The following is a 15037-nucleotide window of genomic DNA, read 5'->3' as shown; positions in this document are numbered from 1 at the left end:
ACTGCGCAATTGCGCAGGTCGCGGTGAGGGCAAACAGCAAGACCAGCGCGGGACGAAATTTCATGAATGCTCTCAGGCCGATTCGGTAACGCCGGCTGCATGGGCCTGCAGGTCGGCGTGGTAGGACGAACGCACCAGCGGACCGGAGGCGACGTGATGGAAACCCATCGCCTCACCGGCCGCGCGCAGCGCATCGAATTCTTCGGGAGTCCAGTAGCGCACCACCGGATGATGGTGCGGCGTGGGCTGCAGGTACTGGCCGATGGTGATCATCTCGACGTCATGGGCGCGTAGATCCCGCATGGTTTCGATCACCTGATCGCGGGTTTCACCTAGGCCAAGCATGATGCCGGACTTGGTCGGCACGCCGGGATGCTGCGCCTTGAAACGCTTGAGCAGATCCAGCGACCACTGGTAGTCGGCGCCGGGCCGGACCTCGCGATAGAGATGCGGCACCGTTTCCAGGTTGTGGTTGAACACATCCGGCGGAAAATCCTTCAGCACTTCCAGCGCCCGTTCCATGCGGCCCTTGCCGCGGAAGTCGGGGGTGAGGATTTCGATCCTGATGTTCGGGCTGGCGTGGCGCGTGGCACGGATACAGGCAGCAAAATGCTCGGCGCCGCCATCGCGCAGATCGTCGCGGTCGACCGAAGTGATCACCACATACTTCAGCCGCATGTCGCGGATCGTCTCGGCCAGCCGCGCCGGTTCCAGCGGATCGGGCGCGACCGGGCGTCCATGCGCCACGTCGCAGAACGAGCAACGGCGCGTGCACACCTCGCCGAGGATCATGAAGGTGGCGGTGCCCTTGCTGAAACATTCGTGGATGTTCGGGCAGGAGGCTTCCTCGCATACCGTGACCAGCGCGTTCTCGCGCAGGCGCGCCTTCAGCTGCTGCACGGCATTGCCCTGCGGCAGGCGCACGCGGATCCACGATGGCTTGCGCAAGATCGGCACGGCGGTGTCGAAGCCGGCGCGGTTCAGCGCGATCTTGTCGCTGCCGACCTGCTTTTCGACCGACGGCGCACCGCTGACGACGGTGATCGGGATGATCTTGGGAGAGGTGGAGATTTCGCTCATGTAGATAGCTCAGACCGCTGCGCGAGCGGGGAGTTCAGGTAAAACGGGGGCAGCGGGCTCGGCAACGAAGCCGAACTGGCGGCAGAACTTCTCCACCAGCACGTCCTCGACCGTGGCCAACTGTGACGGGCCGCCCAAGTCTAGCAGTTGCGTGACCGCCAAACCCTTGTAGCCGCAAGGATTGATGCGATGAAACGGCTCCAGGTCCATCGCCACGTTGAAAGCCAGCCCGTGGAAGCTGCAGCCGCGCCGCACGCGCAAGCCCAGCGCCGCGACCTTGGCTTCGCCCACGTAGACACCGGGCGCGCCGTCGCGCCGCGCCGCGATGACGTCCCAATGCGCCAGCGTGTCGATCAGCGATTGCTCGATCCTGTGGACCAGCTCGCGCACGCCCACGCCGGCGCGGCGCAGGTCGATCAGCGGATAGCCCACGATCTGGCCCGGGCCGTGATAGGTCACCTGGCCACCGCGGTCGACCGGCAATACCGGAATGTCGCCAGGCGCCAGCACGTGCTCCATCCTGCCGGCTTGGCCCAAGGTGAACACCGGGTCGTGCTCCAGCAGCCACAGTTCGTCGGCGGTATCGGCGGCGCGGTTGTCGGTGAACGCGCTCATCGCACGCCAGGTCGCCGCGTAGGGTTGCCGACCGAGGCGACGGATCTTCAATGGCCTGGGATGGAGAGTCGGAAGTCGGGCGTCAGTGTTCACGGCAGGGTCGCGGTGACGGAGGGTTGCAGGTTGCCGGAAAGCGTGTTCGTCGAATGGCGGCTCGATCGATCGCCATTCCCGATTCCCGTTCAAAGCGTGTAGCGAACGTCCGGGCTCGCGCGCAGCGCGGTATGCGCGGCCTCGTAATGTTCGCGGGTATCGCAATAGAAGCTCACGGTGATCGAAACGAAATTGCCGGCGCCGGAATGCCGGTGCCGCACGCTCTCGTGCAGCACGCGCAGGCCGGCGCGCTCCAGCAATTGCGGCACGTGGGTCGGCAGGTTGGCGCTGGCGTTGCCGACCGCGGTGATCTCGAACTCACCGGGAAACTGGAAACCCTTGCCGTCCTGCTTCGCCTTGCTGAAGTCGATCGGTTGCATCACTTGGTACCGTGCGCCTGATCGGGCTTGTCCTTGCTGCTGTGGAACCACAACAGGATGCTGTCCCACAGCCGCGAGAAGAAGCCACCCTGTGGCGCATCGTTCAGCACGATCAGCGGCACGTTCTGCACCGGCTGACCGGCCAGCGTGATGCGCAGCGTACCCACCTGCTGGCCCTTCTTGAACGGCGCGATCAGGGTGGCGGGAATGTCCATGGTCGCCTTGAGCTGGTCGTACTGACCCCGCTTGACCGTGACCAGCACGTTGTCGGCCACGCCCAGCGGCAACTGGTTCGCCGCGCCCTTCCACAACCGGGGCGTCACCAGCTCCTTGTTGCCGTCATACAACTTGTGCGTTTCATAGAAACGGAAGCCGTAGTTGAGCAGCGCCATCGCCGAATCGGCGCGCGCCTTCTCGCTGCTGGCGCCCATCACGATCGCGATCATGCGCGAATCGCCCTGCTTGGCCGAGGCGGCCAGGCAGTAGCCGGCAGCGGCCGTGTGGCCGGTCTTGATGCCGTCCACGGTCGGGTCGCGCCACAGCAGCGTGTTGCGATTGTGCTGCTTGATGCCGTTCCACTCGAACTCCTTGATCGCGGAGATCGCGTAGTCATCCGGAAAATCGTGGATCAGCGCGCGCGACAGCAGCGCAATGTCATGCGCCGTCGTGTAGTGGTTCTCGATCGGGTAGCCCGAGGCGTTCTGGAAGTTCGAATTGACCATGCCCAGCTGCTTGGCATAGGCGTTCATCAAGCCGGCGAACGCCGGCTCGGAACCGGCGGTGTGCTCGGCCAGCGCGATGGCCGCGTCGTTGCCGGACTGGATGATCATGCCGTACAGCAGGTCCTTCAGCGGCACCTGGCTGTTGAGCTTCATGAAGCTGGTGGAACCGTCGGTGCCGGCGCCGCCGCCGCGCCAGGCGTTCTCGCTGATGGTCACCGGATCGGTCATGTGGATCTTGCCGTTGGCGACCTCGGCGGAGACCACATAGTCGGTCATGATCTTGGTGATCGATGCCGGCTCCAGGCGAAGGTCCGGCTCCTTGCTGGCGAGGATCTGGCCGGTGGCGTAATCCATCAGCACCCAGCTCTTGCCGTCGACGTCCGGCGGCGGCGGCACCGGCGCATCCGGCACCACCGGGCGAGGCACCGGCGAGGGGCGCGGCGGCGTCTGGGCAACGGCAACACCAACCAGCAATACGGCGGCGAACGGAATCAGGGTGCGGCGGAAAAAATTCATCGTGTGGTTCAGTCCAGTTTCTGGGATGCCGGCGTGGCATGCCGACATGATTAAAAAGGGAAACGCAAATCCTGCTCAGTCTACCGCGACCTGGGGCCGGGGCAGGCCCATGTCTTCGATCCGGGCGCTGACCTGGTCAGCGCGGTCCACGTTCGCCAGCGGCCCGACCCGCACCCGCCGCACGCGACGACCGTTGACCTCGGCCTCCATCACCCGCACCACGCCGAGGTTGGCCAGACGCAGGCGCTGGGCCAGCCGCTCGGCGTTGTCCCTGTCGGAAAACGCGCCCACCTGCAGGTAGATGCCGGGGTGCCCGGTTGTGACCACGGTGGGCGGCGGCAGTTCCTGCGTGGGATTTGCCGGATCGATGCCGCGCACCTCGACCAGCCCGGTGCCCTTGGGCCAGATGCCGATTTTCACCGCGGCAGCATAGGACAGATCGATCAGGCGGTTCTGGTGAAACGGTCCGCGGTCGTTGATCCGCACGATCACGCTCTTGCCGTTTTCGAGATTGGTGACGCGCGCATAGCTGGGGAGCGGCAGCGTGGTGCTGGCCGCGCTGAACGCGTACATGTCGTAGGTCTCCAGGCTGGAGGTCTTGTAGCCATGGAATTTGTTGCCGTAGAACGAGGCGATGCCGCGCTCGTCGTAGCCGCGCGCGCTGGGCAGCACACGGTAGGAATGGCCGAGCACGGTGTACGGCGACTTGTTGCCGTACAGCGACCGCGGCTCGACCCTGGGCACCGGCTCGACCAGCTTGCTGAGGTCCGGTACGTCGCCGGGCACGCTGTCGTTGCCGTCGCGATAGCGGCTGTCTTGCGATCTGCTGAGGTCATCGCGGAAGCTGTCCGCGCGTGGGCTGCTCGCTGCGTCCACGCGGCCCGGCGGATACCGCGCCGCTGCACCGGCCGCCCGGGTCGGTCGGGTGCTCTTGCCCCCGCAGGCGGCCAACAGCATCAACGCCAGCAGCAGCATCCATGCCCGTGCCGCTCTCATCGCGCCGGGTCCATCTGGCCCACGCCGGCGGCGATGGCGCCAGCCAGCTGGTCGACCGCCATGGCATACAGCGGGCTGCGGTTGTAGCGGGTGATCACGTAGAAGTTCTGGAAGGTGAACCAGTACTCCGGCCCGTTCGGGCCCTGCAAGGTCTGCAGGCTGGTCGGCTGCGCCGGCGGCAACGCCTGCAGCGGTGCGTAACCCCAGGCTTCGAGCTGTTCCAGCGGCCATTGCGGCGTGGCGTCCTTCACCATGATGGGTTGCGCGGCCGCATCCGGCTGTGCGCGCGCGGCGACCGGGCCACCGTCGACCCAGCCGTGCTTCGCGAAATAGTTGGCGACGCTGGCGAAGATGTCCGGCAGCGAGTTCCGCAGATCGATGCGGCCGTCCTGATCGGCGTCCACCGCGAAATCGCGGATGCTGGTGGGCATGAACTGGCCCCAGCCCTGCGCGCCGGCGTACGAGCCGGTGAGCGTGTCGATCGGACCGGCGAGATGGTTGTCCGGCATTTCCAGCAGCTCTTTCAGCTGCTCGCGGAAGAACTTTGCGCGCGGCGGGTAGTACAGGCCCAGCGTGACCAGCGCGTCGAGCACCTTGTACTTGCCGGTGTTGCGCCCGTAGCTGGTCTCCACGCCGACGATGGCCACGATGTACTGCGGCGCCACGCCGTACTGCCTGCCGACCTGCTCCAGCAATGCGCGATGTGCGCGATAGAACGCGATGCCGTCATCGATGCGCTTGTCGGTGAGGAAGATCGGCCGGTAATCCTTCCACGGCTTGGCCTCGGCCGGGCGGCTGATCGCATCGAGAATGCTCTGCTGCATCGTGGCACTGCCAAGCAGCGCATTGAGCACCTGCGGACTCTTGCCGGTATCGCGCGCCACCTCGCGCACCAGCGCGGCCTGGCCGGGATGCGTCGCCGCCTGCACCGGGGTCGGCACGCCCATCCAGAGCAGGCTCAGGACGGCGAGGAGACGGGCCGGATGCGACGCGGATGTGGCGGTCATGTGCAGATTGCGCTCGCGGAAAACGATGTGGTCGAAAGCCTAACACGCACACCGGGCAACGCCGGGCCGTGCGCCTGGCCATCCGCCGTGCTTCTCACAGGTGCGTCTTGCGATGGGCGTGGATCGACATCAGCACACCGAAACCGGTCAGCAGAGACACCGCCGAGGTGCCGCCATAGCTGATCATCGGCAGTGGCACGCCGACCACCGGCAGCATGCCCGCCACCATCCCGCCGTTGACGAACACGTAGACGAAAAAGCTCATGCCGATGGCGCCCGCGAGCAGGCGCGAGTAGGTGTCGCGCGCGTCCATCGCAATCCACAGGCAGCGTCCGATGATGAACGCGTACAGCGCGATCAAGCCGCATACGCCGAGCAGGCCGAACTCTTCGGAGAACACCGCGAAAATGAAGTCGGTCGTGTGCTCGGGCAAGAAGTCCAGCCGCGACTGCGTGCTGTGCTGCCAGCCCTTGCCGAAGATGCCGCCGGAACCCACCGCAATCTGCGACTGGATGATGTGCCAGCCGTTGCCGAGCGGATCGGATTCCGGATTGAGCAGGGTCAGCACGCGATCGCGCTGGTACTGATGCAGGAAGTGCCAGCCCACTGGAACCATGCCGGCCACCACGCCGACCAGCAATCCGATGCGCCACCACGCCATGCCGGACAGGAACAGCGCAAACGCTCCGGCCGCGGCCACCAGCACGGCGGTGCCCAGATCCGGCTGCTCGGCAATCAGCCCGGCCGGGATGGCGATCAGCGCGCCGACCATGGCGATATCCTTCCAGCCCGGCGGCAACTGACGCGAATGCAGATACCAGGCCACCATCATCGGCATCGTCAGCTTGAGCAGTTCGGACGGCTGAAAACGCATCACGCCCAGATCCAGCCAGCGCACCGAGCCGCGCCCCTCGCCCAGTATCGCCACTATCACCAGCAGCGCGGTGCTGCCGGCGTACAGCCAGGGTGTCCAGCCGCGCAGCACCGATGGCGGGATGCGCGATACCACCAGCAGCAAGGCGCCGCCGAGCACGAAGCGGCCGGCCTGTCCGCCGACCAGGGCCACGCTGCCGTCGCCGGCGCTGTAAAGCGTGACGAGGCCGATCAACGCCAGGACGAACAGGCCGGCCGCGAGCGGCAGGTCGATCCGCGGCCGGGTCAGGATGCGGCGCAGAACGCGGCGCAAGCGAACATGAAGTGTCCCGATCATGGAATGGCTCCCTCGCCGCTGGATGCCTGCGCCGGTACATCTTCCACCGGACTGCCGTCGCCGATGGCGGGTGCCGGCGCGGCGGGCGGCTGGGTATCGGCGGGCAGCTTCACGCCCTTGGCGAGGGCCCAGGCATCGAAAATCTTGCGCATGATCGGTCCGGCATCCGTGCCGCCCCACGCGCCGGCTTCCAGCACCACGGCAGTGGCGATCTGCGGGTCGTCCGACGGCGTATAGCCCATGAACCAGGCGCGATGGCGCGTTGCCAGGTAGGCGGTGTTCTTGTTGGTGTCATACGCCTCGGAGGTGCGCGAGAAGCGTTCGGCCGTGCCGCTCTTGCCGGAGATCAGATACGGGAAGCCGTCGTTCAATCGCGCGAGCCGGCCGGTACCGCTGACGATCACCGCGCGCATGCCTTCGTTGATCACGTCCCACTCGGACGACTTGCGGATCAGTGACGCGCCGCTGGGCGGGTTGGGCAATGGGCGGCGCTGCCCGTCCGCCACTGCAGCGGTGGCCATCACCAGTCGCGGCGCGTAGGGCACGCCATGGCCGGCGAACGTGGCGATGGCATGCCCGAGTTGCAGCGGGGTCACCGCCCAGTAACCCTGACCGATGCCGGCAATCACGGTTTCGCCGGGGAACCAGCCGAACTTGCTGTGCTCCGATTTCCACTCGCGCGAGGGCAGGATGCCTTCGGACTCGCCGACAAGATCGATGCCGGTCTTGCTGCCGAAGCCAAAGCGGCTCATCCACGCGCTCAACCGATCGATGCCGAGATCCAGCGCCAGCTTGTAGAAGTAGGTATTGGTCGACTTCTCGATCGCGCGCACCATGTTCACCGTGCCGTCGCCGCCGCGGGTATCGTCGCGATAGCAGCGCTTCTGGCCGGGCAGACAGAACTGGCCGGTCGAGAACACGGTGTCTTCGGGCCGGCGCACGCCGTATTCCAGTCCACCCAGCGCAAGAAACGGTTTCACCGTGGAGCCGGGCGGGTACACGCCACGCAGCGCGCGGTTGTACAGCGGTTTGTCCGGGTCGTTGGTCAACGCGCTGTAGTCCGCCTGACTGATGCCGTTGACGAACAGGTTGGGATCGAACGTGGGCACGCTGACCATCGCCAGCACCTGGCCGTTGCGCGGATCGATCGTGACGGATGCACCGGGCCGGCCGGCGAACGCGTCCTCGGCGGCTCGTTGCAGCCGCACATCGATGCTCAGGTAAAGGTTCCTGCCCGGCGTGGGCGGGTGCGTTTCCAGCACGCGCTGGGTGCGTCCGTCGGCATTGACTTCAAGCAGTTCGTAGCCCGGCGTGCCGTGCAGCACGTCTTCGTAGGAGCGTTCGAGGCCGCTGCGGCCGACATGGCTGGTGCCCTGGTAGCGCTTGGGGTCGAGCCGCTCCACGTCAGATGCATCGATGCGCCCGACATAACCGACCACATGCGCGAGCAGTTCACCGAACGGATAGCGGCGGGTCAGGTACGGCACCACGTCCACGCCGGGAAAGCGCCAGCGATTCACGGCGAAGCGATCGATCTCGTCTTCTGTCAGGTGCATCTTCAGCGGCACGCTCTCGAAACGCCGGCTCTGTGTGAGCTGCTTGCGGAACGCCTCCAGGTCGTCCTGCCCCAGCGGCACCACCTTGCCCAGTCCCGCCAGCAACGCAGGCATGTCCTTGACCTGCTCCGGCACCACCTCAAGACGGAATGCCGGCACGTTGTCGGCCAGCAGCACGCCGTTGCGATCGTAGATCAGCCCGCGCGCGGGCGGGATCGCGCGCGGCTTGACCCGGTTGGCCTGCGAGCGCGTGACGAACTCGTCGTGATGCATCACCTGCAGAAACACGAAGCGGCTGACCAGCAGGCACAGGCTCAGCATGATCAACACGAATCCGGCCAGCGCACGGCGCTGGAACTGCAGGCTTTCGCCGCGCGGGTCCTTGATCGCTCCCCGTTTCTTCATCTCACAGGTTCATGTTTCATTGAATCCGCAGGCGCGCGCGAAGGTCGTCGAGCAACAGGAACAGGAACGGCCACAGCGCCGCACCCACGAACGGCGAGATCCACCAGCTTGCCGGCGGCAGCGACGCACCGGCCAGTACCCGCACGATCAGCAGCAGGATGCGGTCATTCAACAACAGCGCCAGCACCGCCAGCGCCTGTTGCCACATCGGAAAGAAGCGCAACCGCGAACGAAAACGCAGCGCGATGAACACGAGCGCGCAGAGGCGCAAGGCCTGCTCGCCCAGCACGATGCCGGTGAGCAGATCCGCGCCCAGGCCGACCATGAAGGCCAGACCCAGGGTGACCCGATCCTCCGACTCCAGCGACCAATACAGCAGGACCAGCGCCGGCCAATACGGTTTGAACGGTTCCAGCACGCCCGGCAGCGGCACCAGCATCAATAGCAGCGCAAACACCAGCGTGCCGATGAACCACCAGAGGCTCAGGCGCTGCTTGTTCATCGCGCGACTCCGCCGTTTGCGGTCACGGGCTTCGGTGCGGCGGCCGATGCGGCGCCCGGCGCCAAGTCACCGGGTGGACCCATCGGCGTCACCGGCGCAGGAGGTCCGTCCGGTTCGGCCTGATCGTGCAGCAGCAGCACGTCCTCGCTGCGATCCAGGTCCGCGGCCGGCGTTGCCAGCGCCACTTGGAACATGCCGGTAGCCGCCGGCGCGACGGAGGCAACCTCGCCAACCGGAAAACCCGGTGGAAAGCGGCCACCCAGGCCGGAGGTGAGCAGCTTGTCGCCGGCGCGCACGTCGGCCGCCAACGGGATGTTGGGCAGGGCCAGCTGATCGCCGTCACGCGAGCCATAGGCCACGGTGCGCAGCCCGGTGCGCTCGATCACCACCGGAATCGCATGCGAGGGATCAGTGATCAACATGACCACCGAAGTGGTCGGCAACACCTCTTTCACCTGCCCCATGACGCCATGCGCGTCGATCACCGGCTGGCCCGGCCGGACACCATCGCGGGCGCCCATGTTCAAGGTCAGCTGGTAACGATAGGCCCCCAGGTCCACGCCGATCACCCGCGCCAACTGCACGTTGAGTTCCAGGCTGTGCTGGGTGTCGAGCAATTCCTTCAGACGCTGGTTCTGCTCGGCGACGGCGGCCATCCGGTTCAACTTGGCATTGGCCAGCAGCAGGTCCTCGCGCAGGCGCTGGTTCTGCTCGGTCAGCCACTGCCGATCGGCAAAGGCCACGCTCATCGTGCGCACGCCCACCGCGGGCAGGCCGGCAAGCCGGTACACCGGCTCGACCACGGCGGAAGCGGTATAGCGCAGACGCCACAGCCAGCCGTTGCGATGGTCGAGCACCATCAGCACCACGGCCAGGGCAAGATAGACAATCAACCTCAGCGTGCCGGCCGCATTGCCGGCGAACAGAGGCGAGGATTCGTCGCGCGTGCGCGCCATGGCCGCCCCTGCCCAGCGTGCGTTATTCGGGCGCGAAGAAATCGCTGCCGTGCTGATCGATCAGCTCCAGCGCCTTTCCGCCACCGCGGGCCACGCAGGTCAGCGGATCATCTGCCACCTGCACGTGCAGACCGGTTTCCTCGGAGATCAACCGATCCAGATCGCGCAGCAGCGCGCCGCCGCCGGTCAGCACGATGCCGCGCTCGGCGACATCGGAGCACAGTTCCGGCGGGGTCTGCTCGAGCGCCGATTTCACCGCTGCTACGATGCCGGCGAGCGGCTCGTGCAGCGCTTCGAGGATTTCGTTGGAGTTGATCGTGAACATGCGCGGCACGCCCTCGGCCAGGTTGCGGCCGGAGATCTCGATCTCCTTGACCTCGCTCTGCGGGAAGGCGCAGCCGATCTGCAGCTTGATCTTCTCGGCGGTGGATTCACCAATCAGCGTGCCGTGGTTGCGCCGCACGTAGTTGATGATCGCCTCGTCGAAACGGTCGCCGCCCACGCGCACCGACTGCGAGTAAACGATGCCGTTGAGCGAGATCACCGCCACCTCGGAGGTGCCGCCACCGATGTCCAGCACCATCGCGCCGCGCGCCTCGTGCACCGGAATGCCGGCGCCGATCGCCGCAGCCATCGGCTCCTCGATCAGGAACACGTCGCGCGCACCGGCACCTTCGGCCGATTCCTTGATCGCGCGGCGTTCGACCTGGGTCGAACCGCACGGCACGCAGACCAGCACGCGCGGGCTCGGCCGCAGGAAGCGCGACTTGTGCACCTGCTTGATGAAGTGCTGCAGCATCGCCTCGGTCATGGTGAAGTCGGCGATCACGCCGTCCTTCATCGGTCGTACCGTGGCGATATTGCCCGGCGTGCGGCCGAGCATGCGCTTGGCGTCGCTGCCGACTGCCGCGATCGTGCGCGGGCCGCCGGGGCCGCGATCCTGGCGAATCGCCACAACCGAAGGCTCGTTCAACACGATGCCCTGGCCACGCACATAGATCAGTGTGTTGGCCGTGCCGAGGTCGATGGAGATGTCGTTGGAAAAGATGCCGCGGAACTTCTTGAACATGGGTCCGCCGTGGGTCGGCTTGGCTAAAAAGTAAGCTCGCCAGTCTAGTCAGCACGATCTGCATGCGCAAGGACAATAACGTTAAGAAACCCTTCTACAACACCGTGATATGCGCGTTTTCTTCGGCCCGGAATGAGCTGTGCGTCACCCCCGAGGATCGCCAATCCGCGCATATGGCGGTACGATTCCCCCTTTTGACCGGAGCATCCGGCGCGGCCATCGGCCGGCCGTGGCACTCTCGGCCTGTCCACCTTGCCCCGGGGTTCCCGCACATCATGCCTGCCGTCATCTGCGGATCGCTGGCCTACGACACCATCATGGTGTTCCAGGACCAGTTCAAGAATCACATCCTGCCCGACCAGATGCACATCCTGAATGTGTCGTTTCTGGTGCCGCGGATGCGCCGCGAGTTCGGCGGGTGCGCCGGCAATATCGCCTACAACCTCAAGCTGCTTGGCGGCGATCCGCTGCCGGTCGCAGCCGTGGGCCAGGACTTCGCGCCGTACCGCAAGCACATGGAACAGTGCGGCATTCAGCTCGATTGCGTGCGCGAGTTCGAGGACCAGTTCACGCCGCAGTGCTTCATCACCACCGACCTGGACAACAACCAGATCACCGCCTTCCATCCTGGCGCCATGTCCAGCGCGCAGGAAAACCACGTGCGCGACATTCCGCAGATCGACTTCGCGATCGTCGCGCCGGATGGTCGCGAGGCGATGCTGCAACACGTCGATGAATTCGCCGTGCGCGGCGTACCCTTCATTTTCGATCCGGGCCAGGCGATGCCGCTGTTCAGCGGCGACGAGTTCCGCGCGATGATCACCAAGTCCACCTATGTGATCGTCAACGACTACGAGTCGCAATTGCTGCAGGCACGCACCGGCTGGAGCGCCACCGAAATCGCCGGGCATGTGACCGCGTATATCGTGACCCAGGGGCCGCGCGGCTCGACCATACACGTTGGCACTCAGATCCATGACATTCCGCCGGCGCGTGAACGCCAGATCGTCGATCCAACCGGCTGCGGCGACGCTTATCGCGCGGGCCTGATCTTCGGCATCATGGCAAACAAGGACTGGCCGACGGTGGGCCGCATGGCCTCGCTGATGGGCGCGCTGAAAGTGGAGCATCCCGGTACCCAGAACCAGCGTTTCAGCTACGCCGAGTTCGCTGCCGAGTTCCTCGACCAGTTCGGTTACGGGCTCGATTGATCGCCAGGATGTTTTGCCGAGGCTCTGGGCTGCTCGATGCCTCGGTTACGTCATTCGACGCGAAAGCCGATGGTGGCGTTCACTGCATCCTGCCAGCCACGGTAAAGACGCTCGCGGGTAAGCACATCCATCTCGGGCTGGAAGCAATGTTGCTCCCGCCATAGTCCGGCGATCTGGGCACGGCTCTCCCAGAAGCCAACCGCCAGACCCGCCAGATAAGCCGCCCCCAACGCCGTGGTCTCGACCACTCGCGGACGCAGCACCGGCACGCCGAGCATGTCTGCCTGGAACTGCGCCATGAAGTCGTTGGCGATCGCGCCGCCATCGGCGCGCAGTTCCTTCAACGGGATGCCGGCGTCTGCTTCCATCGCGGCTAGCACGTCGCGCGACTGGTAGGCCATCGATTCCAGCGCCGCGCGCACCACGTGTTCCCTGCGGGTTCCGCGCGACAGGCCAAATATCGCGCCGCGGACGTCACTGCGCCAGTACGGCGCACCCAGCCCCACGAATGCGGGAACAAGATAGACGCCGTCGCTGGACGGCACGCTTTGCGCGCATGCCTGCGAATCGCTCGCCTGCACCAGCATCTGCAAACCGTCACGCAGCCACTGCACCACTGCGCCGGCGACAAAGATGCTGCCTTCGAGCGCGTACTCGACCGTGTCGTCAATCTCCCACGCAATCGTGGTCAGCAGGCCATGGCGTGAAGGCACGGCCCGCGTTCCGGTGTTCATCAGCATGAAGCAGCCCGTGCCGTAGGTGTTCTTGGCCATGCCAGGTTCGAAGCAAGCCTGCCCGAACAGCGCGGCCTGCTGATCGCCGGCCACGCCGCCAATCGGCACGCCGGCCGGCAGCCCGGGCAGGGCGACGGTATGTCCGTAGATCTCGCTGCACGAGCGTACCTCCGGCAACAGACTGCGCGGGATGTCCAGCATGCGCAGCAGTTCGTCATCCCAACAGCGTTTGTGGATGTCGAACAACAACGTGCGGGCGGCATTGCTGACATCGGTGACGTGTAAGCGGCCCCCGCTGAGATTCCAGATCAACCAGCTGTCGATCGTTCCAAACAGCAGATCGCCCCGCTCCGCCCTTGTGCGGACACCCTCGACATTGTCGAGAATCCAGCGGATCTTGCTGCCGGAGAAGTACGCATCGATCACCAAGCCGGTCTTCTCGCGCACCAAGGAGGCATGACCGTCTGCTTCCAGGCGTTCGCAGATCGCCAGGCTTTGTCGCGATTGCCACACGATGGCGTTGTACACCGGCTGCCCGGTATGTCGGTCCCACACCACGCTGGTTTCGCGCTGATTGGCAATGCCGATGCCAGCCAACTGGCCAGCGTCGACGCGCACCGAGGACAGCACATCGGCGATCGTTGCCAGCACGCCTGCCAGAATCTCCATCGGATCCTGCTCGACCCAGCCCGGCTGCGGGAACAACTGTCGACACTCGCGCTGCGCCGAGCCAGCTATGGCGCCTGCATGATCGAACAGGATCGAGCGCGAGCTGGTCGTGCCCTGGTCGATTGCCAGTATGTAATGTTGCGCCACGGCCCTTCCTCTCGCACGTTCCCTCGGTGGAGAGTAGCAACAGCTCGATGAGTTGGAATGCTGTGGGTTGCTCGCCTGCGGTCAATGCGTTCGGCGCACTAGCCCGCGGATTGGTCGTCAGCGCGTCTTCGCCACTCGCCGGGGAGGTCGGCGGCATGCTTGGCGCCCCGACTGTGCGGTAATCGAAGATCACGATGGGTAGTCGATCAAGGCTCCGGGCCGCTGCTGCGAATGCGGCGCCCGCGTCACTCGGCCAACCTTGGCCGGCGTAGGCAAGCAGGTATGCAGGTATGCATGCCTGGTTTTGCCCTTGCCCGGATCGAGTAGGGGACTGGGTTCCGTCGGCGTGCTTGCCGATCTGCGTCGACACGGTCAGGTGGTGCCGTCGCAGTGTTCCGACGCGTGGACGGTGATCTCGCGGGGCAGTTCCGGCGGGAGCGGGTGGGATACGGTTCTATCCGTTAGCGCGGACACTTCCATGAAGAGCGATGATCGGAAATAGGAGTGTCATGTCCAAGCGAAGAAAGCTCAGCGATGAGTTCAAGCGTGAGGGCCATGAGCCCGACCCGTCGGCCGGGCGCGCAGCCAAGTCACGGGGCCGGGATATTGGCTTGGGGTGTCGGGGCCGCGGGGCATGGGCGGCGCGAGGTGTAGACCGACAAGGCTAAAGCCCTCGCCGGCTGACCGCCTGCCGCGCGACTAGGATTGGCGACGCCCAGGCGCGAGCTCGCGGGAGCGAAGAATGAGAAGGACTTCTTGCCCGAAGCGGCAGCGTTCTTCGCCAGGGAATCGAGCTGAAGTATCAGGCGATCCAAAGCTGTCGCGAACGCTATCCTTCGCCGCCGCTACCTGACTCTGGCCGAGGCACGGTCCGACGTCTTTGATTACATCGAACGCTTCCACAAGCTCCGGATGCAGCGCAGCGGTGCCGGGTCCAGGCCTTTGCGGCCTTGGCTCGATCTCCGCGAGAACGAGGGTAGACCCCCGGTGACCTGTTGAGGCCGGCGATCTCGATCGCAGCCACGTCAAGCCAGCGGAAGAGCCACCGCTCAGGGCGGCGGTTGACATAAGACCCTGGCATAGACCTGTTGCAGCCGGCGGTCTTGGTCGCAGCCGCCGCATCCGACGGGCAAAAAAAACCCCCACCGGTCAGGGTGGAGGTTTTGGGA

Annotated in this window: 13 protein-coding genes; 1 reads left to right on the top strand and 12 read right to left on the bottom strand. The window is 65.5% G+C overall.

The features are described from left to right. Positions 1 to 72: 72 nt before the first annotated feature. The 11 genes from lipA to ACFPME_RS16635 form a co-directional block, all read right to left on the bottom strand. A complete protein-coding gene (gene lipA, locus ACFPME_RS16685; protein ID WP_377306813.1) occupies positions 73 to 1080 on the bottom strand; it encodes a lipoyl synthase in 1008 nt (335 codons plus the stop codon). 9 nt (positions 1081 to 1089) lie between these two features. Further along, a complete protein-coding gene (lipB, locus tag ACFPME_RS16680) occupies positions 1090 to 1746 on the bottom strand; it encodes a lipoyl(octanoyl) transferase LipB (RefSeq protein ID WP_377306830.1) in 657 nt (218 codons plus the stop codon). A 131-nt stretch (positions 1747 to 1877) separates the two neighbouring features. Further along, positions 1878 to 2168 carry a DUF493 family protein gene (locus ACFPME_RS16675; RefSeq protein ID WP_377306812.1) on the bottom strand — a complete coding sequence of 97 codons (291 nt, stop codon included), beginning with the start codon at positions 2166 to 2168 and terminating at the stop codon, positions 1878 to 1880. Continuing rightward, entirely contained in the window at positions 2168 to 3406 is a 1239-nt protein-coding gene (locus tag ACFPME_RS16670; RefSeq protein WP_377306811.1) for a D-alanyl-D-alanine carboxypeptidase family protein, read from the bottom strand. Before ACFPME_RS16670 ends, ACFPME_RS16675 begins: the two co-directional genes overlap by 1 nt. A 75-nt stretch (positions 3407 to 3481) precedes the next feature. Continuing rightward, positions 3482 to 4402 carry a septal ring lytic transglycosylase RlpA family protein gene (locus ACFPME_RS16665; protein ID WP_377306810.1) on the bottom strand — a complete coding sequence of 307 codons (921 nt, stop codon included), beginning with the start codon at positions 4400 to 4402 and terminating at the stop codon, positions 3482 to 3484. Next, positions 4399 to 5409, bottom strand: coding sequence for a lytic murein transglycosylase B (gene mltB, locus ACFPME_RS16660; RefSeq protein WP_377306808.1), 1011 nt, complete (start codon positions 5407 to 5409; stop codon positions 4399 to 4401). Before mltB ends, ACFPME_RS16665 begins: the two co-directional genes overlap by 4 nt. Before the next feature lie 94 nt (positions 5410 to 5503). Beyond that, entirely contained in the window at positions 5504 to 6619 is a 1116-nt protein-coding gene (gene rodA / locus ACFPME_RS16655) for a rod shape-determining protein RodA (protein ID WP_377306807.1), read from the bottom strand. Further along, positions 6616 to 8580, bottom strand: coding sequence for a penicillin-binding protein 2 (gene mrdA / locus ACFPME_RS16650; RefSeq protein ID WP_377306806.1), 1965 nt, complete (start codon positions 8578 to 8580; stop codon positions 6616 to 6618). The genes rodA and mrdA overlap by 4 nt, the downstream gene beginning before the upstream one ends. Before the next feature lie 16 nt (positions 8581 to 8596). Beyond that, complete coding sequence (mreD, locus tag ACFPME_RS16645; RefSeq protein WP_377306805.1) at positions 8597 to 9082, bottom strand: rod shape-determining protein MreD; 486 nt, start codon at positions 9080 to 9082, stop codon at positions 8597 to 8599. Continuing rightward, a complete protein-coding gene (gene mreC / locus ACFPME_RS16640; RefSeq protein ID WP_377306804.1) occupies positions 9079 to 10038 on the bottom strand; it encodes a rod shape-determining protein MreC in 960 nt (319 codons plus the stop codon). The genes mreD and mreC overlap by 4 nt, the downstream gene beginning before the upstream one ends. A gap of 22 nt (positions 10039 to 10060) precedes the next feature. Next, complete coding sequence (locus ACFPME_RS16635) at positions 10061 to 11107, bottom strand: rod shape-determining protein (protein WP_072762547.1); 1047 nt, start codon at positions 11105 to 11107, stop codon at positions 10061 to 10063. 275 nt (positions 11108 to 11382) lie between these two features. On the opposite strand from ACFPME_RS16635, the gene ACFPME_RS16630 reads away from it, so the two are divergent. Then, positions 11383 to 12318, top strand: coding sequence for a carbohydrate kinase family protein (locus tag ACFPME_RS16630; protein ID WP_377306829.1), 936 nt, complete (start codon positions 11383 to 11385; stop codon positions 12316 to 12318). Positions 12319 to 12368: 50 nt separating this feature from the next. On the opposite strand, the gene glpK is transcribed toward ACFPME_RS16630, so the two are convergent. Beyond that, on the bottom strand, positions 12369 to 13868 hold the full coding sequence (gene glpK / locus ACFPME_RS16625; RefSeq protein ID WP_377306803.1) for a glycerol kinase GlpK: 1500 nt from the start codon (positions 13866 to 13868) through the stop codon (positions 12369 to 12371). Positions 13869 to 15037 lie beyond the last annotated feature (1169 nt).

It is taken from the genome of Rhodanobacter umsongensis (assembly GCF_042654965.1).
GTDB lineage: Bacteria > Pseudomonadota > Gammaproteobacteria > Xanthomonadales > Rhodanobacteraceae > Rhodanobacter > Rhodanobacter umsongensis.
This window is presented reverse-complemented; position numbering and strand designations above follow the sequence as displayed.

What these genes read in the sequence shown, in the direction of transcription:
- lipA (WP_377306813.1), bottom strand. Translation starts at nt 1,080, where the DNA reads ATGAGCGAAATCTCCACCTCTCCCAAGATCATCCCGATCACCGTCGTC.
- ACFPME_RS16675 (WP_377306812.1), bottom strand. Translation starts at nt 2,168, where the DNA reads ATGCAACCGATCGACTTCAGCAAGGCGAAGCAGGACGGCAAGGGTTTC.
- ACFPME_RS16670 (WP_377306811.1), bottom strand. Translation starts at nt 3,406, where the DNA reads ATGAATTTTTTCCGCCGCACCCTGATTCCGTTCGCCGCCGTATTGCTG.
- ACFPME_RS16665 (WP_377306810.1), bottom strand. Translation starts at nt 4,402, where the DNA reads ATGAGAGCGGCACGGGCATGGATGCTGCTGCTGGCGTTGATGCTGTTG.
- mltB (WP_377306808.1), bottom strand. Translation starts at nt 5,409, where the DNA reads ATGACCGCCACATCCGCGTCGCATCCGGCCCGTCTCCTCGCCGTCCTG.
- rodA (WP_377306807.1), bottom strand. Translation starts at nt 6,619, where the DNA reads ATGATCGGGACACTTCATGTTCGCTTGCGCCGCGTTCTGCGCCGCATC.
- mrdA (WP_377306806.1), bottom strand. Translation starts at nt 8,580, where the DNA reads ATGAAGAAACGGGGAGCGATCAAGGACCCGCGCGGCGAAAGCCTGCAG.
- mreD (WP_377306805.1), bottom strand. Translation starts at nt 9,082, where the DNA reads ATGAACAAGCAGCGCCTGAGCCTCTGGTGGTTCATCGGCACGCTGGTG.
- mreC (WP_377306804.1), bottom strand. Translation starts at nt 10,038, where the DNA reads ATGGCGCGCACGCGCGACGAATCCTCGCCTCTGTTCGCCGGCAATGCG.
- ACFPME_RS16635 (WP_072762547.1), bottom strand. Translation starts at nt 11,107, where the DNA reads ATGTTCAAGAAGTTCCGCGGCATCTTTTCCAACGACATCTCCATCGAC.
- ACFPME_RS16630 (WP_377306829.1), top strand. Translation starts at nt 11,383, where the DNA reads ATGCCTGCCGTCATCTGCGGATCGCTGGCCTACGACACCATCATGGTG.